Below are 19000 nucleotides of genomic sequence, written 5' to 3'. Positions count from 1 at the left end.
CAAATCAATGCTCGCAATCCCCTGTCGCTATCCCCAAGAAAGGGGCATCAGACAACGTTGACAGGGGAGGTCAGCATGATGGAGTGGATCGCGAATCACTCGAAAACCATCTCGGCGATAGCCAGTATCGGCTCGTTCTTCATCTGGCTGGTCTATGCGCAGTTGCTGTATCACAACTTCCGTCGCCAGCGTCGCCCGCGCGTGCTGATCAATCGCGGCAAGTCCAAGGGCATCGACAGTCTGTGCATCGTCAGCAACATGAGTGCCGAATCGATCTTCATCGAGCACATCATCGCCAGGTTGGATACCAGTCACGGCAGCCTGCTGATGGATGTCACCGAGTTCGAGCGCAGTTACCAGGTAGGTGACGAGCAGCGCAAGGATGCGCAGAACGATGAGAGTGAGCAGTCCGCGCAGGAGGCTTCCAGCAGCAGTGAATGGCGCATCTCCGATACCACGCGTCAGGGGCCGCTGGGCTCGGGCGACTTCCTGCATATCGGGACTTTCTCTGAAGTCATCGAGCGCATGGCGCGCCGCAATGGCATCTCGCTCGAGGGGCACTGGCCCAGCAATGAGCAACTGAAATTCCAGCGTCTGACACTGCGCATCATTGGCATCTACGGCAGTGAGGACCACCCGATCGGCGTCGAGCGTGCCTTCCGTCTGCACGATGCCGGTGGAGAATGTGCGCTGGTACCGGAGCGCTGGGATTCCAATCGCCTGTCATCACGCAGGCAGCGTCACAAGTTGCGCAAGCTTTTGGAGCGCATCAGTGGGGAAGACATCAGCGAGCAGTCCACCTTCCAGCCCCCGAGTGACGAGGAGTCGCGCAACAAGGCTTCGTGAATGCGGGCGCATGAAGCTAATGCATGAACCATCGGATGCATGAAGTCCCGGTCGCACGAATCACCGGGCGCATGCATCATCGTAAGCATGACAGCGGTGTCTTCACACTGTCAGGGTGTCGAGGATGGGGTAGGCTTTGCAGAGCCCATTCACGGAGAACCCTCGGATGCAGGAACGCGTCACGCCCTTTCAGTTGTTCATCCTGGTGCTGTCGATCTATGTGATCGGCGCCATGGTGGTGGACCTTGTCTTTGAGTTGTCACCGCAGGTCCAGCGGCTGCTGGAGTACATGGACTACGTGGTCTGCCTGTTCTTCTTCATCGATTTCTGCAAGCGCTTCGCCAGTGCCAAGAGCAAGCGCGAGTACATGAAGTGGGGCTGGATCGACCTGCTGGCCTGTATCCCGGCGGGGCTCTTCCAGGGCGCGAGGCTGTTTCGCGTGGTGCAGGTACTGCGGGTGCTGCGCGCCATCAAGTCGATGGAAATGATCTGGAAGCTGCTGTTCCGCAACCGAGCCGAGGGAGTCTTCGCCTCGGCGGCCACCGCCACGGTGCTGCTGGTGGTGTTCGGCGCCCTGACCATGCTGATGGTGGAGACCCCCAATCCTGACAGTCCCATCAATACCGCCGAGGAGGCGCTGTGGTGGGCGGTGGTGACGGTGACCACCGTCGGCTATGGCGACTACTATCCCATCACGACGCTCGGTCGCGTCGTGGCGGTGCTGTTGATGGTCGGGGGCGTGGGGCTGTTCGGGAGTTTCGCCGCCTATATCGGCTCGATCTTCATCGAGGATGACAGCGAGCAGGAGGCCCGGGCGGCGCGTGCCCAGCGCGACATGACGCGGGCGCTCTATCATCAGATCAGCGAGCTGACGACGGAGGTGCGCGAGTTGCGAGAACGGCTGGATCAGGTCGCTCAGGAGCGGGGCGAGTCGCTTGTCGAGCGTGAGCGCCACCGTGAGGCGCTGCAGCGCCAGGTGAATGAGGAGATGGAACAGCGCCTGGGGGATGCCGCCCCGCCAGACGGGGAGGGCCCCGCTGGCGAGCGCTGAGTCGCCAGACAGCCAACAAGAAGCCCCTGGCACCGTGAGGTGTCAGGGGCTTTTTTCGGACTGTCATCAGGCGTCGGACAAGCAGGGCGCTGCGCCGCGCATGATGTAGATGACGCTCAGCCGAAGTTGCGCGAGTAGAATATCTCGAGCATTTCACGACGCAGACGACCTTCGATGTTGGTGGCTTCCTCGAAGGTCAGCTCGCGACGCGAGGTGCCGAAGAGGTAGTTGTCCAGCTCGAAGTCCTTGAGCAGCATCTTGGTGTGGAACATGTTCTCTTGATACACGTTCACATCGACCATCTGATAGGCACGCTTGGTGTCTTCCGCCAGGTAATCCTGGATGGAGGTGATGTCGTGATCGATGAACAGTTTCTTGCCATCCACGTCGCGCGTGAAGCCACGTACGCGGTAGTCCATGGTCACGATATCGGAATCGAAGCTGTGGATCAGATAGTTCAGCGCCTTCAGCGGGCTGATCATGCCACAGGTCGAGACATCGATATCCAGACGGAAGGTGCTGATGCCGTTGTCCGGGTGGGACTCGGGATAGGTGTGTACCGTGACGTGAGACTTGTCCAGATGGCCGACGACCGTTTCCGGCAGCGGGCCCGGGCCCGGCGCGGTCTGGGACACGTCCTGCTCTTCCAGCTCGTGCTCGGCGATCAGGATGGTCACGCTGGCACCATGCGGCTCATAATCCTGGCGTGCGATGTTCAGCACGTGGGCACCGATGATGTTGGTGACATCCTTGAGGATCTGGGTAAGACGCTCGGCATTGTAGAGCTCATCGATATAATCGATATACGCCGTGCGCTGCTCTTCGGTCTGCGCGTAGCAGATGTCGTAGATATTGAAGCTCAACGAACTGGTGAGGTTGTTGAACCCGTGAAGGCGGAGTTGATCGCTCACGTCCAGGCCTCCTTGAGATGGGAGGGTGGTATGACATCCGATGCGCCATCGCAATGGGGCAGAGGCTAGCATCGGGCCGAAGAGGACATCTCGAAAGGTCCGTCCCGGCCGCTGGCAGCATGACTCACAGGGAGCATTGCGTACCATCCTTGCCACGAGACGACCGGTGAGACGACCGGTTTGAGGGGCGTATTATGCACAGGCAGGGCTGACACGCCAGCGTCAATTCCCGCCGATCCTGGCGAGTCGTCGTCAGTGGTGCGCTCCCTCCCGCCGTTGGCGGGGCCTTGAGCGGCGGGAGGGCCAGGCGTGATCAGGCCGCGATGTCGATGACTTCGTAGGAGTGAGTGATCTCGACACCCCCGGCGCTCAGCATCAGGGAGGCGCTGCAGTACTTCTCGGCGGACAGCTCGACGGCACGCTTGACCTGGGATTCCTTGAGGTTGCGACCGCTGACCACGAACTTGACGTGAATCTTCGTGAATACACTCGGCACGCTATCGGCGCGCTCGGCGCTCAGTTCGGCGTGGCAGTCGGTGACCTGCTGGCGGGCCTTTTCCAGAATCTGGATGACATCGAAGCTGGTGCAGCCGCCCAGCCCCATCAACAGCATTTCCATCGGACGCGGCCCGGTGTTGCGGCCGCCGTTGTCCGGATTGCCGTCCATGACCACGCTGTGGCCGCTGCCGGATTCGGCGAGGAACTGGCGACCATCGGTCCATTTGATGCTGGCGTTCATTGCCATGTCGGAACTTCTCCTTCTGATAAGTCGTTGATGCGCCACCGGCCCGGAGCTAGTGGCTATATAAGGCCAGGGGCTATAGGCATAAGGGTGCGGTGAGCATGATGGCGCACAGGGTAGCATTGTCATCGACGTGCCCGGAGGAACGTCCAGCGCTGAGCTTATATCGCGTTGGCTCAGGCCCTGGCGTGACTCAGCAGCTCATCCAGCTCGGCCAGACGCTGTGGGGTGCCGACATCGATCCAGGCGCCGCGATGATGCAGGCCGCGCACCTCGCCTTGCTGCATGGCCTCGCGCAGCAGCGGCGCCAGCTTGAAGACGCTGTCGGGCGCCTGATAGGCCGGTGTCTCGGCGATGGCGCGGCGAATCAGGTGGGGGGAAAGCCACGACACACCGGAGAAGGTCAGGCGGCTGCCGGTCTGCACGTCTTTCTCGCCCTGTTCGTCGCGCTCGGCGCAGACTTCATCCTTCACTATCCCCGTCGGGGTGAGCAGGAAGTCGCCCTGAGGATGGTGCGGCGGGTTGTCCACCAGCACCAGCCCCGCCAGCGCCTGCGGCTGGTCGGCGTGCGGAGCCAGTGAATGGCTCGCCAGCGCCTGGATGGTCAGCAGCGTGAGGTCGATGTCACACCAGACATCGCCATTGATCAGCAGGAAGGGCGTGTCATCGCCTGCGTCCTGCGTCAACGCATCGGAGAGTGACAGGGCGCGAGCGATGCCGCCGCCGGTTTCCAGTGGCGTCTTCTCGTGTGAGAAGATTAGTGTCAGGGAGCGCTTGCGCCCCTGCCAGCAAGCCTCGAGCTGGCCCTGGGCATTCGGCTTCGCGGCGAAGTGGCTCAGAATCCTGCCGGCCAGGTGGCCCACATTGATGACGACCTTGTCCACATCGATCGCTTCCAGACGCAGTAGATGGTGCTCCAGCAACGGCAGCCCGGCGACTTCCAGCAACGGCTTGGGGGTGTGGTCGGTCAGCGGGCGCATGCGCGTGCCGAAACCGGCCGCCAGAATCATCGCGCGCATCAGTGGCTCCCCGGCTGGTTATCGGCATTTGCTGCGCTTCTCTTGCTTTCCCCACTTGCCGCAGCACTCTTCGCGGTGTCAGCGGCGGCCGCATTGCGCTGCAGGCGGGCGGCGCGATCGGCGAGTGCCGCCAGCTCATCGTAATCATCGAGGTTGATCTCGGGGCGCTCGCCATTGGCGAGACGCAGATCGCGCGCCTCGCATTCCTCGGCCAGGCGCAGCGACAGCGCCGGCGTCAACACCTCATCCAGCCAGTGGGTGAAGGAGATCAGTTCCGGGCAGAAGGCCAGGCCTTCGCGCAGATGGCCGAGGAAGCGCGGCATCAGCGTCAGGTAGCGGGGTTTGGCGTCCCGCAGCGTCAGGCGCGCGAAGATGCCGAGAATCTTGAGATTGCGCTGCACGCCCATGCGCTCGACGCCCTGGCGGTACTCGAGCGGGCTTGGTGCCGGCAAGCCGGCCGCGGCGTAGCGTGGCAAGGCGGCCAGGCGTGCCTGCTCGATCCAGCGCGCCATGGCGGGTTCCGGCCATCGCCAGTGACGGTCACGCAGCAGCGAGATCAGGTCATAGTTCTCGGGGCCGCTGACGGCGTCCTGGAAGTCGATGATCCACAGCCGGGGCTGGTGCTGAGATGCCGACTGATGCAGGAACAGGTTCTGGGCATGGAAGTCGCGATGCACGCTCACCACCGGTTGCGCGCTGGCGGCCGCGAGCAATTGGTCAGTCAGCTTGCCCCAGGCGGCGTAGCGGCGGTCATGTGGCATGTCGAGCAGCTGGCCGAGACACCACTCCGGAAACAGCTCCAGCTCGGCGGACAGCCGGGTGTCGTCATAGGCAGGCAGGTTGCCGGGTGGCAGCTGATGCAGCTGCTCGAGTAGCCCGATGGCTTCGCCATAGTAGTGGTCGGCGTGCTCGGTGCTGGTCAGGGCGGTCATCAGCGGGATGTCGCCGAGGTCTTCCAGCTCCAGGAAGCCAAGCGACTCGTCGAAGGCGAAGACCTCGGGCAGCGGCAGGCCGGCGTCACGCCATTGGCGGGCGATGGCGACGAAGCCGTGGCTGTCTTCCTTCTCGGGCGGAGCATCCATCAGGATGCGCGCCGGCGTGGTCGGGTCGAGTTCCTCGAGATGCAGGCGGAAATAGCGGCGGAAGCTGGCGTCGTCAGCCACGGCGCTCATGCGCACGGCCTCTGGCGTGAGGTCGTGGCGGGCGGCGGCCCAGGCGTGCAGCGCCTGGCGGCGGGCGTCGGATGTCATGGGGCTTGGGCTCCTGTCGGCGTGTGCGGGGCCGGCTGTCAGTTGACGCCTGTGCCGCGGCCCCGCATGCTGTCGTGTGGTGACGAGAAGGCAGGCGGAACCGGCAAGCAGGAAGGCCGGTTGCTGGGCCTGTATAATACCGATTCCCCCAGCCAAGGACACAGAGCAGCCATGGCCCAGCGCAGCCATTCATCCCATCCGGGCAAGCCGATGACCGCTCCCGGGCGACGTCAGCGTCGCGTCGCGACTCTCTCTCTGTCTGCTCATTCCCGGCAGGTATCGACAGCCCGATTGGGCGATGGCCGCCCGGTCTGGCAGCTCAAGCCACTGGTTTTTCGTCTGTTGTGGACCCTGGCGCCACTGGCCGCCGGCGCTCCTCTGATGGCACAGGCCGCGCCGCCCGAGCCCCTGTCAGCCAGTCAGCTCGATTGGCAGCCCTATGATGAGGTGCCGCAGGGCCAGCTGTGCTCCGGGCGCTATGTCACGCCGGCCTACCGTATCGAGGCGGGCGACACGCCGGAGCAGGTCACGACCTCGGCCGACAAGGCCAACTACGGCAACGATGGCGTCGCCACCCTGATGGGGGAGGTGGTGCTGCGCCGCGGCGATTCCCAGCTGGAATCGCCCGAGGTCAGCGTCAACGAGGCGCGTGACACCGCCACCGCCAAGGGCCCTGTCACCTATCGCCAGCCCGGAGTCCTGCTGCGTGGCGACGATGCGCGGGTCTCGCTCAACAGCGATGCGGCCAGCGTCGACAACGGCCACTACGTCTTTCACGAGCAGCATGTGCGCGGCGATGCGGTGCAGCTGGCGCGTCTCGAGGATGGCCGCTACCGCCTGAAGGATGCCAGCTTCACCTCCTGCGAGCCGGGCAACAGCCTGTGGCGCCTGGTCGGCAGCGACATCACCATCGATCAGGACTCCGGGTGGGGGACGGCCAAGCATGCGCGCATGGAAATGGGCGGCGTGCCGGTCTTCTACTGGCCCTACGTGCGCTTCCCGGTCGATGACCGGCGCCACACGGGCCTGCTGTGGCCGCAGTTCAGCTACACCAGCTCCAGCGGCTTCGACTACGCACAGCCGATCTACCTGAATCTGGCCCCCAATTACGATGCCACCCTCACGCCGCGTTACATCTCCGAGCGTGGCGAGATGCTGGAAGGCGAGTTCCGCTATCTATTGCCGCGTGGCGATGAAGGCAGCATCGAGGGCGCCTGGCTCGCCGATGACGACGGCGGAAGCGACCCCGACGATGACGAGGAAGACCTGATCGGCGAGGACCGCTGGTACATCAACTACCAGCATGCTGGCCGCTATGACGCCCGTACCGACTACCAGTTGAAGTACGGTGCCGCCTCCGATGGCAATTATTTCGATGATTTCGGGCGCAACTTCGGGGAAACGGAAACCGATAGCCTCGAGCGTCTGGCACAGCTCGATTACCACGGCGATGCCTGGGACCTGCAGTTCAAGGCGCAGGGCTACCAGCGCATGGACTACCCGCTGGATAACGATGACAAGCCGTTCTACCGTCTGCCGAGCCTGACCGCGAATGGTCGCTGGAGTCAGTCCAACGGCTTCTACGAAGAGTGGAATTCCAACGCGACATACTTCTGGCGTGATGTCGATGAGACGGATACCGATATCGACGAAGACCAGGCTGCCAATGGTTCGCGCCTGCGTCTGGCGCCGGCACTGGGCTGGCGTAGGGATCTGAGCTGGAGCTTCATTGAGCCGCGCGCCCAGCTGGTCAGCCTGTCATATAGCCTGGATTACGGTGACCGCGAGACGGACCGCAGCACCAGCCCGTCCGCCACCATCCCGGTGCTGTCACTGGACAGCGGCCTGATCTTCGATCGCGAGACCGAATGGTTCGGCGATGGCTATACCCAGACACTGGAACCGCGCCTCTACTACGCCTATGTGCCAGAGGTCGACCAGTCCGATCTACCCGACTTCGACACCTCGGAAGACGCCTTCAGCTGGAATCAGCTGTGGTCTCCGTACCGCTTCAGCGGGGGTGACCGCGTCGGCGATACCAACAAGGTCTCCTACGGCGTGTCGTCGCGCTTCATCAGCGATGAAAGCGGCCGTGAACGCCTCAAGCTGGGGGTCGGCCAGTCGAGCTATCTGTCGGACCGCAACATCGACATGGACGGTGATCCGGACAAGACCTCACGCTCCGACTTCGACAGCTACTCCGACTACTATCGTGCGACGCGTGACCGCTCGCCGGTGGTCTTCCAGGCCGATGTGGTGCTCAACGACCAGTGGACCGCCTCCCAGGCCGTGTTCCAGGATTTCGATCGTGGCGTGACCGAAAGTGCCCAGACCTCGCTGCGTTATCGCGCGGAACAAGGCACGGTACTGAACTTTGGCTTCAATCGTGAGATCGAAGGCTTCGTGCCTTACGACGATGAGGACGCGGATGACGTGCTGGGCTATACCCGCAACGAGTGGGATTTCTCCTTCGCGACGCCGATGAGCGAGAGCTGGTCGCTACTGGGCCGCTACATGTATGACAGCACCAATTCCCGTTCACTGGAGAAGGTGTTGGGCGTGCAGTACAACGATTGCTGCTACGGCGTGCAGGTCACCTGGCGTGAATGGCAGGATGACAACGACACCGCCAACACCATCTCGGATGACGAAGAGAAGAATGGCATCTTCCTGACCTTTGAATTCAAGGGTTTGGGAGGCGTTGGCCAGAGTGCTGACAGCTACCTGGAGCAGGCTGTACCGGGCTATCGCAACGCGGGCTTCTGAGTCGCCGCGCCAGGCCGTGAATGACGCCAAGGCGCCGCCGCAGGGCGGCGCCATCAACATTTTTACGCCGAGAGAACATGTGATGCGCAAGACCCTGATTGCCCCGCTGGGGCTGGCATTTGTGCTGGCGAGTCTGCCGGCCGGTGCCGCCGAGTTGCTCGACCGCGTGGTTGCCGTGGTCAACAAGGACGCCATCATGCAAAGCGACATGGAGCAGCGCGTCACCCAGGCGAGTCAGCAGTTGCAGAGCCGTGGCATCAACCTGCCGCCGCGCGACGTGCTGGAGCGTCAGGTTCTTGATCGTATGGTCAACGAGCAGATTCAGCTGCAGTTGGCGGAGCAGGCCAATCTCAGCATCGATGACACCCAGCTCAACGCCACCCTGCGCGGCATCGCCAAGGACAACGGCATGAGCCTGGAAGCCTTCGCGGACAAGCTCGAGCAGGACGGCATGTCACTGGCCCAGGTGCGTGATCAGGTGCGTCGTGAGCTGCTGGTGCAGCAGATCCAGCAGCGCAGCGTCGCCAGTCGGGTGCGGATCTCCGATCGTGAGATAGACCGCTATCTCAATCAGCAGAATGTCGGCAGCGACGTCCAGTACCATCTGGCCCACCTGCTGGTGGCACTGCCCCAGGAGCCGACGCCGGACCAGGTCAAGGCCGCGCGCGCCAAGGCCGACAGCCTGCGCCAGCAGATCGAGCAGGGCACCGATTTCGCCCAGCTGGCCGCCGCCGAATCGGCCGGCAGTCAGGCATTGAGCGGCGGTGACCTGGGCTGGCGTTCCGGCGGCGAGCTGCCGACGGTGTTCGCCGATGTCATCCCGAGCATGCAGGCCGGTCAGGTCTCCGAGCCGCTGCGCAGTGCCAGCGGTTATCACCTCGTCAAGCTGATCGAGAAGCGTGGCGCGGGCAAGGCGTTGATTTCCCAGACGCGCGCACGCCACATCCTGATCCAGCCTAACCCGAACCTCAGCGATCAGCAGGCGCTTGAGCGTGCCGAGTCCATTCGCCGCCGTCTGCTGGGGGGCGAGGACTTCGCCGCGCTGGCTCAGGAATTCAGCGATGACAAGGGTAGCTCTCTCAAGGGCGGCGAGCTGGGTTGGGTCAGCCCGGGCCAGACGGTCTCCTCCTTCGAGACGGCCATGAATGGTCTGGACGTGGGCGAGATCAGCCAGCCGGTCAAGAGCCGCTTCGGCTACCACATCATCGAAGTCGAGGAGCGTCGCCAGCAGGATGTGACCAACTCCAGCCGGCGTGACAAGGTGCGCAAGACCCTGTTCCAGCGCAAGCTCAATGATGAGCTCGAAGCCTGGCAGCAGCAGGTGCGTGCCGAGGCCTACGTCGACAACCGTCTCGATGAACGGTAAGTCCGAGTGGAGCAGCGAGACACCGCCATGAATCGTCGCGAAGAGACTGCGCCCGACATCATCGCCCTGACCGCCGGCGAGCCAGCGGGCATCGGCCCGGAACTGCTGGTCATGCTGGCCGGTCAGGCGGAAGCGTTCCCCGCGCAGCTGGTCGCCGTGGCGGACCCCGCCTTGCTGGTCAGTCGTGCTCGCCTGCTGGGCTTGCCGCTGGTGGTGCATGAGTTGTCGCCAGGCGACCCGCTGCCGCCGGCCCGCAATGGTGAACTGGCCGTGTGGCCGGTGCCGCTGGCAGTGCCCAGCGAGCCGGGCGTGATCGATGCGCGCAACGGCGATCATGTGCTGGCAATGCTGGATGTCGCCATCGCCGCCTGCCAGGCGGGGCATGCCAGCGCGATGGTGACGGCGCCGCTGTCCAAGGCCGCCGTGATCGAGGCCGGGCATGCGGGCTTCACCGGCCACACCGAATACCTGCGCGATGTCTGCGGGGTTGAGGAAGTGGTCATGATGCTGGCGTGCCCCGGGCTGCGGGTGGCGCTGGCCACCACGCACCTGCCGCTGCGCGAGGTGGCCGATGCCATCACGCCCGAGGGCCTGACGCGAGTGATGAAGATCCTCGCCAAGGACCTGACGCGCTACTTCGGCTGTGCCGTACCGCGCATCGCGGTATGCGGGCTCAACCCGCATGCCGGCGAGGGCGGGCACCTGGGGCATGAGGAGATCGAGGTGATCTCCCCGACGCTCGATGCCCTGCGCGCGACCGGCATGCAGCTGGATGGCCCGCTGCCGGCCGACACCCTGTTCACGCCGCGGCATCTCGATGGCGTGGATGCGGTACTGGCGATGTACCACGACCAGGGGCTGCCGGTGCTCAAGTATGCCGGCTTCGGTGAGGCTGCCAACATCACGCTGGGCCTGCCGATCGTGCGTACCTCCGTGGATCACGGCACGGCGCTGGACCTTGCCGGTAGCGGGCGCGCCGACGTCGGCAGCCTGCTGCAGGCCGTGCGTGTCGCCATCGAGATGGCAGCCGCCGCGCGAGCCTGAGATAATCCCCGCATCACTCGGGCGTGTCCGCATGGCGGCACGTCAGGCGTGCGCCACAGCGTGGCGTCTCGCTACCCCAGTCATTCGACCATCGAGGATGGTCTCGCCGCCCCGGTCTGCCTGTGTCCCTGCAGGCCATGGCGGCGTCTTGTTGTCGGGAATCCCGACGGATTCCCCGGAGGAAGGTCAGTCCCATGTCCCAGCATTTCCCCGCGCATCGCGCTCGCAAGCGTTTCGGTCAGAACTTTCTGCAGGACCTTGGCGTCATCTCTCGCATCGTGAATGCCATTCGTCCCGCGGAAGGCGAGCGCCTGGTCGAGATCGGCCCGGGGCAGGGTGCCTTGACCGGCCCGCTGCTGGAAGCGGCAGGCAAGCTGGAAGTCATCGAGCTGGACCGTGACCTCATCCCGGGGCTGCGCGTGCAGTTCTTCAACTACCCGGACTTCGTGATCCATGAATGCGATGCCCTGCGCTTCGACTTTCCGGAGCTGGTCGGTGACGGCCCGGCGCTGCGTGTGGTCGGCAACCTGCCATACAACATCTCTACCCCGCTGATCTTCCACCTGCTGGAAGCACGCGGCGCGATTTCCGACATGCACTTCATGCTGCAGAAGGAAGTCGTCGAGCGTCTGGCCGCCGAGCCGGGTGGCACCGACTGGGGCCGCCTGTCGGTGATGACCCAGTATTACTGCGCAGTGGAAAATCTGTTCCTGGTGCCGCCGAGCGCCTTCTTCCCGGCGCCGAAGGTGGATTCCGCCATCGTGCGTCTGGTGCCGCACCGTGAACTGCCGCATCCGGCCAAGGACGAGAAGCTGCTCGCCGTCATCGTGCGCGAGGCCTTCTCCCAGCGCCGCAAGACGCTGCGCAACAACTTCAAGGGCCGCATCGATGCCGACCAGCTGACCGCGCTGGGCATCGATCCCTCGCGTCGCCCGCAGACGCTGACCGTCGCTGAGCTGGTGATGATCAGCAACCACCTCAGTGAGCAGGGCATGACGGTGGACAAGGCCGACAAGGCCCCGAAGAAGCGTCCGCGCAGCAATGTCGGCCACGGTGCGCCGGCAGCCGACAGCGCCAGTGATAGTCATCGTGATAGTGACAGTGGCGAACGTCTCGATGCCGAGAACGATGCCAAGGGCGACGCCCGCAACGCCAGCGACCACGACGCATGAGTAGCGTGGCGGACATCCGTATCGACGCCGTACCCGAGTACTGCGCCGACGAGAGTCGTCCGAGCGAGAACCGACACGTGTTCCGCTACACCATCACCGTGCACAACGGAACGGATGAGACCGTGCAGCTGCTGGCGCGCTATTGGAAGATCACCCAGGGCAGCGGCGACGAGCAGGAAGTGCGTGGCAAGGGCGTGGTCGGCAAGCAGCCGCTGATCGCGCCCGGCGAGAGCTTTCGCTATACCTCGCGTGCCGTGCTCGACATGCCGGTCGGCGTGATGCAGGGGGCCTATACCTTCTGTGACGCGACCCATGCGCGCACCTTCGAGGTCGCCATCGCACCGTTCCGTCTCGCCGGTCCGCATCAGGTTCACTAGGGTGGCCGCGTGGCGCAGCGTTTCGTATTCAAGACAGCAAGTCAGGCCGCCACGGCGGTCAGGGAGTGGGCATGACGCAGTGGGCGATTGGCGATTTGCAGGGCTGCCATCAAGAGTTTGAACTTCTGTTGCAGCGCCTCGATTTCACGCCGGGGCGCGATGTGCTGTGGCTTGCGGGAGACCTGGTCAATCGCGGGCCGGGCTCGCTGGAGTGCCTGCGTCTGGTCAAGTCGCTGGGCGATGATGCGCGGGTGGTGCTGGGCAACCATGACCTCCACCTGCTGGCGGTGGCCGAAGGTTTCAGCCGTCACAAGCGCTCCGATACGCTGACGCCGATTCTCGAGGCGCCGGACCGTGAGGAACTGCTGGACTGGCTGCGTCGTCAGCCGCTGATGGTGGATGCGCTGGTCGGCAATCGCCGCACGGTGATGAGCCATGCCGGCGTGTTGCCGAGCTGGACGCTGGACCAGGCGGCCGGTTATGCCCGCGAAGCGCACGCCGTGCTGGCGGGCGACGACTATCGAGGCTTTCTCGGCGAGATGTACGGCAATACGCCGGACCGCTGGCGGGAGGATCTCGAAGGCACGCCGCGCCTGCGCTGCATCGTCAATGTCTTCACGCGCATGCGCTTTCTGCACAGTGATGGTCGACTAGATTTCGCGGCCAAGGAAGGGCTGGACAGCGCGCCGGAGGGATGTCGCCCCTGGTTCCAGTACCCGCGTCCCGAAGGGGCCTGGGATGATTCGCCGCGCCTGCTGTTCGGTCACTGGGCTGCTCTGGAAGGCGAGACGCCGGCGGCGCGCCAAGATGTCGAGGCGCTGGACACCGGCTGCGTGTGGGGCGGTGGCCTGACGGCGCTCAATCTCGAGACGGAAGAGCGCGTCTTCGAGCCGGCGCTGTCCTCGCGCTGAGCGACCTCACATCGCCAGTGACAGCAGGTCTGCCGTCGCTGGCGAATGCCTTTCCCCTTACTCAACAAGCGGAGTCCGCATGAGTTTCGAACATCTTGATCTCGCCACCCTCAGTGACTGGCGCCAACGCGACCCGTCGCTCGTGGTACTCGATATCCGCGATCCGCTCAGCTTCACGCAGGGGCGTATCCCGGGCAGCCGTCATCTGGACAACGCCAGTGCCGGTGCCATTCTGGAAGACACCCCGCGCGACAAGCCGCTGGTGGTGGTCTGCTATCACGGCCATTCCAGTCAGCAGGCGGCCGCCTGGCTGGCGGGGCAGGGCTTCGAGAAGGTCTATTCCCTTGACGGTGGCTTTACCCAGTACCAATTGACGCATGGTGATGACGTCGAGAGCGGTAGCTGACGCCGCCTGCACGTGACTGCCATCACTGGTCGTATTTCCTCGCTTTCCTCATTCAGCTTTGTATCTCGTGCCGCAGGGCAAGGACATTCGCATGACTCAGACGACGCCTTCTTCACTGACCGATTCGCGTGACCGCCTGTTGAGCGGGCTTGAGGTCTATCGCGTGGGCGGCGCGGTGCGTGATGCGCGCCTGGGTTGGCCGTGGCACGAGTGCGACTTCGTGGTGGTGGGCGCGACGGTGGAAGACATGCAGGCGCGGGGCTTTCGGCCGGTCGGGCGGGACTTCCCGGTCTTCCTGCATCCGCAGACCCAGGAGGAGTACGCGCTGGCGCGTACCGAGCGCAAGTCCGGCCACGGGTATGTCGGCTTCAGCGTGCATGCCAGCCCCGATGTGACGCTGGAAGATGACCTCATTCGTCGCGACCTGACCATCAATGCCATGGCCGAACCGCTCGACAGCACGCCGGGGCAGGGTGAGGTGATCGACCCCTATGGTGGCCTGACGGATCTCGAGGCGCGCGTGTTGCGTCACGTCTCGAGCGCCTTCAGCGAAGACCCGCTGCGCGTATTGCGCGTGGCACGCTTTCTGGCGCGCTATCAGGGGCTCGGCTTCACGGTCGCGGATGAGACACGGCAGATGATGGTCGCCATGGTCGAGAGCGGCGAGGTCTCGCATCTGGTGGCCGAGCGGGTCTGGAAGGAGACCGAGAAGGCGCTGGGCGAGGCCAGCCCCGAGGCCTATTTCCAGCTGCTTGATGAGCTGGGGGCGCTGGCGGTGCTGATGCCGCCACTGACCCGCGATGCCGAACAGCTCACAGCGGCGCTGGCACGTCTGGATCGCCTGCCGCGTCAGCTGGTCGATGAGGCGGAGATGGTCTGCTGGCGCATGGCGCGCCTGGTGGAGCACCTGTCACGCGATGAGATCGATGCCCTGGCGCAGGACCTGCGCCTGCCCAGCGCCGTGCGTGACGCCGCCCAGCAGGCACGTCTGTGCCGGGAATTGAACGAGGCCTCGCGGCGGGAAGGTGGCGTGAGCGCAGCCGATCTCAAGGCCTGGCTGGATGGTGTCGATGCCTGGCGGCGTGGCGAGCGCCAGTCGGTGCTGGTGGCCCTGCTGGCCGTCGAGGACAAGGGATTGGCAAGGCTGGGCAATGCCGTCTGGCAAGCCGCGACGGCGGTGTCGCCGCAATCTCTGGTCGAACAGGGCCTGAAAGGGGCTGAGATCGGGCGTGCGCTCAGCGAGCAGCGCCAGCAGGCCATCGAGCAGGCGCTGAGCGAATGGCAGGCCATGCCGGAAGTGCACGCGCCTCATTGCGGCTGCGGACACAGTCACTGATCGCCTGCCCGCTGCTGAGCATATGACCCCGAAAGCCCCGGCCCTGCGCCGGGGCTTTTGCGTCCTGACCGCAGGAGGGGGCTTTGTGAGGCGGAGCGTGCGTTTGAGCAGAGCGTGTTTTTCATGAGCAGTGCGCTGCGTGCGTGCGAGCAGAGCATGCTTACAGGCGCGGTTCGCTGCCATCGCTCAGGCGGCGCAGATTCAGCGCATGACGAATCACGATCAGACTGGCGAAGACCAGAATCACGCCGCTCATCTGCGGTGCCAGCCACAGGCTGAACAGGGGTGCCGCCAGTCCGGCCACCAGCGAGGCGATGGCTGCCGTGCGCAGTCGCCATGCCAGCCCGACCCATAATGCGGCGCAGCTCAAGGCGACGCCTGGCGCCAGCATCAGCAGCACGCCAAAGGCGGCGGCCACGGCCTTGCCACCGCGATGGCCACGGTGCCACAGCGGCAGGCTGTGGCCGACCAGCACGGCCAGCCCGATCAATCCCAGAGCCCAGGGCGGCAGCGAGAGCGCCAGCCCCAGCCAGAGTGCCGGGATGCTCTTGGCGGCATCGAAGGTCAGCACCAGGGCGGCGGGCAGTGCGCCATGCAGCCGCAGCACATTGGAGAAGCCCGGATTGAAGGAGCCCGCCAGGCGTGGGTCGGGCAGCCCCAGTCGCTGACAGATCCACACCGCGCCCAGCACCGAACCACTGGCGTAGGCCACGGCGATCAGCAGGCTCAACTGTTGCCAGGTGGCCAGTTGCGCACCCCACTCGATCAGGCCCGTCAACATGATGCCGACTCGCTGAGTGTCCGGGGTGTCGCACACAGGCAGGGAGAGAGGGGCAGGCGGCTTGGCCAAGCAGGGGCCGGGTGCAGTAGAATCAGTCGCATGATGGCGGGGCCTTGGGCGTCGTTTTTATTCGTTCATTCGACAAGCATAGAGGTAACGCCGTGGATCGTGTGCTGATCGAGGCTCTGGTCGTGGAAACCGTGATTGGTGTCTATGACTGGGAGCGTACCATTCGCCAGCGTCTGGTGATGGATCTGGAAATGGCCACGGATATTCGTGCCGCAGCTGCCGACGATGACCTGACGCACACCCTGGACTATGCCGCCATCAGCGCGCGCATCCAGACCTTTGCCGAAGATAGCCGTTTCGAGCTGGTGGAAACCTTCGCCGAGCGCCTGGCAGCCCTGCTGCGTGAAGAATTCGGCATCCCCTGGCTGACCATGACGGTGCGCAAGCCAGGCGCCGTGCCGGAAGCCGCCGCCGTTGGCGTGCGTATCGTGCGCGGTAGCCTCGATGCCGCCTCGGATGCGCCGGCATGAGTCTGGTACTGATCTCCATCGGTAGCAATATCGAGCGTGAGCATCATGTGCGGGTCTGCCTGGATGCGCTGCAAGCGACCTTCGGCAACCTGACGCTGTCCTCCGTCTACGAGAGCGAGCCGGTGGGCTTCGTCGACGGGCGCAACTTCCTCAATCTGGTCGCAGGTTTCGAGAGCGACTGGAGCGTCGGCGAATTGCAGGCCTGGTGCAAGCAGCTCGAGCTGGCCAACGGCCGCCTCAAGAACAGCGCCAAGTTCAGCCCGCGTACCCTGGATCTGGACCTGCTGACCGTCGGTACCCTGACCGGGGAGGTCGATGGCGTGATGCTGCCGCGCGATGAGGTCAATCGCAATGCCTTCGTGCTGCTGCCGCTGGCCGAGTCGTTCGGCGAAGAGCGCCACCCCGTCACCGGCGAGGATTACGCCTCGCTGTGGAAGGCGTTCGTGGCCGCCGGGCGCGCCGAACAGCAGCCGTTGTGGCCGGTGGACTTCAGCTGGCGTTGCCGCATGATCTCTCGCGCTGATGCCACGGTCTGACACTGCTCTTGATGCCCCAGCCTGACGCCATCAGGCGCCATATTGCTGGTGTCAGTGTCCGGCGGTGAGTGTGACCGGCCCCTCAACGACAACGCCCTGCCGATTCTCATCGGCAGGGCGTTGTCGTCTGGCAGGCCGTTGTCGCCTGGCAGGGCGCTGGCGTCTGGCAGGGCTGAGCCTCAGTCCTGCGCTGTGCTCGGGGCCGCCAGGCTGTCCAGCGGCCAGCGCGGCACGGCCTTCATCGGGCCGGTGTCCTGCTCGCCGGCATTCAGGCGCTGCGCGCCCACGTAGGCGATCATCGCGCCGTTGTCGGTGCAGAAGCGGCCACGCGGGTAGTAGGCGCGGGCATTGCGCTTGGTCAGCTCATGGCTCAGGCGTTCACGCAGGCGGGTGTTGGCACTCACGCCACCGGCGACGACCAGGCGCTTGAGGCCGGTCTGGTCCAGCGCGCGACGACACTTGATGACCAGGGTGTCGACCACGGCTTCCTCGAAGGCGCGTGCGATATCGGCGCAGTGCTGCTCATCCAGGTCATCCGCGGCCTTGGCCTTCTTGAGCGTGACCATGGTGTGGGTCTTGAGGCCGGAGAAGCTGAAGTCGAGGCCCGGGCGGTCCGTCATCGGGCGCGGGAAGCGATAGCGTTTGGGATCGCCCTGTTCGGCCAGCTTCGCGACCTGTGGGCCGCCGGGGTAGGGCAGTTCCAGCATCTTGGCGGCCTTGTCGAAGGCTTCGCCGGCGGCGTCATCCACGGACTCGCCGAGCAGCTCGTATTCGCCCAGTCCGCGCACCGCGACCAGCTGGGTGTGTCCGCCGGAGACCAGCAGCGCCACGAAGGGGAATTCGGGCGCATCGTCTTCCAGCATCGGTGCCAGCAGGTGGCCTTCCATGTGGTGGACGCCGAGCACTGGCACTTTCCACGCCTTGGCGAGCCCATGTGCGGTGGACGCGCCGACCATCAGCGCACCGACCAGGCCCGGGCCTGCGGTATAGGTGATGGCATTGATGTCGGCAGCCTTGAGCTGCGCTTCATCCATCACCTGCTGGATCAGCGGCAGCAGCTTGCGAGTGTGATCACGCGACGCCAGTTCCGGCACCACGCCGCCGAACTCGGCGTGCATGGCGATCTGGCTGTAGAGGGCATCTGCAAGCAGGCCCTGGTCCGTGTCGTAGATGGCGACGCCGGTCTCGTCGCAGGAAGTCTCGATGCCGAGCACACGCATGGCTGACTCTCAGGAAGTATCAGAAGTAGAGGGCGGCACGGCCAGCGAGGCTGCCTGAGCGAGCCCGAGAGGCGTGTGTGCCGTGAATGCGCGACATTCTACTGGCTGTGGGCACGAGTGTCGCGCCAGCTGGCGTTGAGGGAGAGAGGATTTCCGGTTTCCGCGTTTGCAAAGCCGGGGGCGGGTGTCTAGAATATGGCACTCTGCAAGACTGGGTCGTGCATCCGACCACCCCGCAAAAGCTCCCCGAATCATGATTCCAGCCAGCTACGGCTACCCTCACCGGTGGTGTCGCAGACGACTGATTGATGCTGGATCGACCTGCAGGTGGCGGTTTACCGTCGCTGGCTGGTGGCTCCTGAGGAGTGGCTGCACCGGATGTGCGTTCAAACCGAACTCATGATCTCAAGGTAGGTGAGTGTTTAATGCCTTCAGTTAAAGTACGTGACAACGAGCCGTTCGACGTCGCCCTGCGCCGTTTCAAGCGCTCCTGCGAAAAAGCCGGTGTTCTTTCCGAAGTGCGTCGTCGTGAGCACTACGAGAAGCCGACAGCTGTTCGCAAGCGTCAGCAGGCGGCCGCTGTAAAGCGCCACGCCAAGAAGGTTCAGCGTGAGCGCAAGCGTTTCGAGCGTCTCTACTGATCCGTACTTTTGGGGAGTGATATTCTGCTCTCTGGAAGGACACCAAGCGGCTGCCTCACGGTGGCCGCTTGTTTTTGTCTCTAGTG

At 64.4% G+C, this 19000-nt stretch carries 18 protein-coding genes and 1 pseudogene; 13 read left to right on the top strand and 6 right to left on the bottom strand.

The genetic code is table 11. The annotated features are described in order from the left end of the window. The first annotated feature begins 75 nt into the window (after nt 1-75). Together AC5WNJ_RS14770 and AC5WNJ_RS14765 are read left to right on the top strand one after the other, a co-directional pair. Nucleotides 76-846, top strand: coding sequence for a hypothetical protein (locus AC5WNJ_RS14770; protein WP_176677983.1), 771 nt, complete (start codon nt 76-78; stop codon nt 844-846). Between the two features lie 166 nt (nt 847-1012). Further along, on the top strand, nt 1013-1897 hold the full coding sequence (locus AC5WNJ_RS14765) for an ion transporter (protein WP_495930071.1): 885 nt from the start codon (nt 1013-1015) through the stop codon (nt 1895-1897). A gap of 116 nt (nt 1898-2013) precedes the next feature. Here the strand turns inward: AC5WNJ_RS14765 and speD are convergent, their stop codons facing one another. From speD to AC5WNJ_RS14745, 4 genes are all read right to left on the bottom strand, one after another. Next, nucleotides 2014-2808, bottom strand: a complete 795-nt coding sequence (speD, locus tag AC5WNJ_RS14760; RefSeq protein ID WP_176677981.1) for an adenosylmethionine decarboxylase — start codon at nt 2806-2808, stop codon at nt 2014-2016. Between the two features lie 313 nt (nt 2809-3121). Next, nucleotides 3122-3547, bottom strand: coding sequence for an OsmC family protein (locus AC5WNJ_RS14755; RefSeq protein WP_176678480.1), 426 nt, complete (start codon nt 3545-3547; stop codon nt 3122-3124). A gap of 179 nt (nt 3548-3726) precedes the next feature. Further along, complete coding sequence (locus tag AC5WNJ_RS14750) at nt 3727-4569, bottom strand: nucleotidyltransferase family protein (protein ID WP_495930070.1); 843 nt, start codon at nt 4567-4569, stop codon at nt 3727-3729. Next, on the bottom strand, nt 4569-5819 hold the full coding sequence (locus tag AC5WNJ_RS14745; protein ID WP_495930069.1) for an aminoglycoside phosphotransferase family protein: 1251 nt from the start codon (nt 5817-5819) through the stop codon (nt 4569-4571). Before AC5WNJ_RS14745 ends, AC5WNJ_RS14750 begins: the two co-directional genes overlap by 1 nt. A 381-nt stretch (nt 5820-6200) precedes the next feature. Between AC5WNJ_RS14745 and AC5WNJ_RS14740 the strand changes: the two genes are divergently transcribed. The 8 genes and pseudogenes from AC5WNJ_RS14740 to AC5WNJ_RS14705 all read left to right on the top strand — a co-directional run bounded on the left by AC5WNJ_RS14740 (nt 6201) and on the right by AC5WNJ_RS14705 (nt 15197). Continuing rightward, the gene (locus tag AC5WNJ_RS14740; protein WP_495931062.1) at nt 6201-8585 is read left to right on the top strand and encodes an LPS-assembly protein LptD; all 2385 of its coding nucleotides are present in this window, start codon (nt 6201-6203) and stop codon (nt 8583-8585) included. Between the two features lie 82 nt (nt 8586-8667). Beyond that, nucleotides 8668-9951, top strand: a complete 1284-nt coding sequence (locus tag AC5WNJ_RS14735) for a peptidylprolyl isomerase (protein ID WP_495930068.1) — start codon at nt 8668-8670, stop codon at nt 9949-9951. 27 nt (nt 9952-9978) lie between these two features. Next, nucleotides 9979-10995 carry a 4-hydroxythreonine-4-phosphate dehydrogenase PdxA gene (gene pdxA, locus AC5WNJ_RS14730; protein ID WP_495930067.1) on the top strand — a complete coding sequence of 339 codons (1017 nt, stop codon included), beginning with the start codon at nt 9979-9981 and terminating at the stop codon, nt 10993-10995. A 194-nt stretch (nt 10996-11189) separates the two neighbouring features. Next, nucleotides 11190-11978 (top strand): annotated as a pseudogene (gene rsmA, locus AC5WNJ_RS14725) (16S rRNA (adenine(1518)-N(6)/adenine(1519)-N(6))-dimethyltransferase RsmA); the annotation flags it as partial. Between the two features lie 185 nt (nt 11979-12163). Beyond that, on the top strand, nt 12164-12544 hold the full coding sequence (apaG, locus tag AC5WNJ_RS14720) for a Co2+/Mg2+ efflux facilitator ApaG/CorD (RefSeq protein ID WP_043334633.1): 381 nt from the start codon (nt 12164-12166) through the stop codon (nt 12542-12544). 71 nt (nt 12545-12615) lie between these two features. Further along, nucleotides 12616-13455 carry a symmetrical bis(5'-nucleosyl)-tetraphosphatase gene (locus tag AC5WNJ_RS14715; RefSeq protein WP_495930066.1) on the top strand — a complete coding sequence of 280 codons (840 nt, stop codon included), beginning with the start codon at nt 12616-12618 and terminating at the stop codon, nt 13453-13455. Between the two features lie 79 nt (nt 13456-13534). After that, a complete protein-coding gene (gene glpE / locus AC5WNJ_RS14710) occupies nt 13535-13861 on the top strand; it encodes a thiosulfate sulfurtransferase GlpE (RefSeq protein WP_054557228.1) in 327 nt (108 codons plus the stop codon). 91 nt (nt 13862-13952) lie between these two features. Continuing rightward, nucleotides 13953-15197: a tRNA nucleotidyltransferase/poly(A) polymerase-related protein gene (locus AC5WNJ_RS14705; RefSeq protein WP_495930065.1), complete on the top strand. Its 1245-nt coding sequence runs from the start codon at nt 13953-13955 to the stop codon at nt 15195-15197. 160 nt (nt 15198-15357) lie between these two features. Here the strand turns inward: AC5WNJ_RS14705 and AC5WNJ_RS14700 are convergent, their stop codons facing one another. Then, nucleotides 15358-15978, bottom strand: a complete 621-nt coding sequence (locus tag AC5WNJ_RS14700; RefSeq protein ID WP_495930064.1) for a glycerol-3-phosphate acyltransferase — start codon at nt 15976-15978, stop codon at nt 15358-15360. 161 nt (nt 15979-16139) lie between these two features. Here AC5WNJ_RS14700 and folB point away from each other — a divergent pair, with 161 nt between their 5' ends. Together folB and folK are read left to right on the top strand one after the other, a co-directional pair. Continuing rightward, the gene (gene folB / locus AC5WNJ_RS14695; RefSeq protein WP_175089595.1) at nt 16140-16517 is read left to right on the top strand and encodes a dihydroneopterin aldolase; all 378 of its coding nucleotides are present in this window, start codon (nt 16140-16142) and stop codon (nt 16515-16517) included. Continuing rightward, the gene (folK, locus tag AC5WNJ_RS14690) at nt 16514-17053 is read left to right on the top strand and encodes a 2-amino-4-hydroxy-6-hydroxymethyldihydropteridine diphosphokinase (protein WP_495930063.1); all 540 of its coding nucleotides are present in this window, start codon (nt 16514-16516) and stop codon (nt 17051-17053) included. Before folB ends, folK begins: the two co-directional genes overlap by 4 nt. A 179-nt stretch (nt 17054-17232) precedes the next feature. Here folK and tsaD read toward each other — a convergent pair whose 3' ends face one another. Further along, complete coding sequence (gene tsaD, locus AC5WNJ_RS14685; protein ID WP_495930062.1) at nt 17233-18273, bottom strand: tRNA (adenosine(37)-N6)-threonylcarbamoyltransferase complex transferase subunit TsaD; 1041 nt, start codon at nt 18271-18273, stop codon at nt 17233-17235. Nucleotides 18274-18698: 425 nt separating this feature from the next. Between tsaD and rpsU the strand changes: the two genes are divergently transcribed. Further along, a complete protein-coding gene (gene rpsU / locus AC5WNJ_RS14680) occupies nt 18699-18914 on the top strand; it encodes a 30S ribosomal protein S21 (RefSeq protein WP_024951433.1) in 216 nt (71 codons plus the stop codon). Nucleotides 18915-19000: the final 86 nt, after the last annotated feature.

It is taken from the genome of Cobetia sp. PDI-23MA (genome assembly GCF_059507735.1).
Note: the sequence above shows the minus strand (reverse complement) of the source record. Positions and strands in the feature narration are given on the sequence as shown.

Bases quoted from the DNA above. Each gene is read 5' to 3' on its own strand.
- AC5WNJ_RS14770 (WP_176677983.1), top strand. From the start codon at position 76: ATGATGGAGTGGATCGCGAATCACTCGAAAACCATCTCGGCGATAGCC.
- AC5WNJ_RS14765 (WP_495930071.1), top strand. From the start codon at position 1,013: ATGCAGGAACGCGTCACGCCCTTTCAGTTGTTCATCCTGGTGCTGTCG.
- AC5WNJ_RS14755 (WP_176678480.1), bottom strand. From the start codon at position 3,547: ATGAACGCCAGCATCAAATGGACCGATGGTCGCCAGTTCCTCGCCGAA.
- AC5WNJ_RS14750 (WP_495930070.1), bottom strand. From the start codon at position 4,569: ATGCGCGCGATGATTCTGGCGGCCGGTTTCGGCACGCGCATGCGCCCG.
- AC5WNJ_RS14745 (WP_495930069.1), bottom strand. From the start codon at position 5,819: ATGACATCCGACGCCCGCCGCCAGGCGCTGCACGCCTGGGCCGCCGCC.
- AC5WNJ_RS14740 (WP_495931062.1), top strand. From the start codon at position 6,201: ATGGCACAGGCCGCGCCGCCCGAGCCCCTGTCAGCCAGTCAGCTCGAT.
- AC5WNJ_RS14735 (WP_495930068.1), top strand. From the start codon at position 8,668: ATGCGCAAGACCCTGATTGCCCCGCTGGGGCTGGCATTTGTGCTGGCG.
- pdxA (WP_495930067.1), top strand. From the start codon at position 9,979: ATGAATCGTCGCGAAGAGACTGCGCCCGACATCATCGCCCTGACCGCC.
- apaG (WP_043334633.1), top strand. From the start codon at position 12,164: ATGAGTAGCGTGGCGGACATCCGTATCGACGCCGTACCCGAGTACTGC.
- AC5WNJ_RS14715 (WP_495930066.1), top strand. From the start codon at position 12,616: ATGACGCAGTGGGCGATTGGCGATTTGCAGGGCTGCCATCAAGAGTTT.
- glpE (WP_054557228.1), top strand. From the start codon at position 13,535: ATGAGTTTCGAACATCTTGATCTCGCCACCCTCAGTGACTGGCGCCAA.
- AC5WNJ_RS14705 (WP_495930065.1), top strand. From the start codon at position 13,953: ATGACTCAGACGACGCCTTCTTCACTGACCGATTCGCGTGACCGCCTG.
- AC5WNJ_RS14700 (WP_495930064.1), bottom strand. From the start codon at position 15,978: ATGTTGACGGGCCTGATCGAGTGGGGTGCGCAACTGGCCACCTGGCAA.
- folK (WP_495930063.1), top strand. From the start codon at position 16,514: ATGAGTCTGGTACTGATCTCCATCGGTAGCAATATCGAGCGTGAGCAT.
- tsaD (WP_495930062.1), bottom strand. From the start codon at position 18,273: ATGCGTGTGCTCGGCATCGAGACTTCCTGCGACGAGACCGGCGTCGCC.
- rpsU (WP_024951433.1), top strand. From the start codon at position 18,699: ATGCCTTCAGTTAAAGTACGTGACAACGAGCCGTTCGACGTCGCCCTG.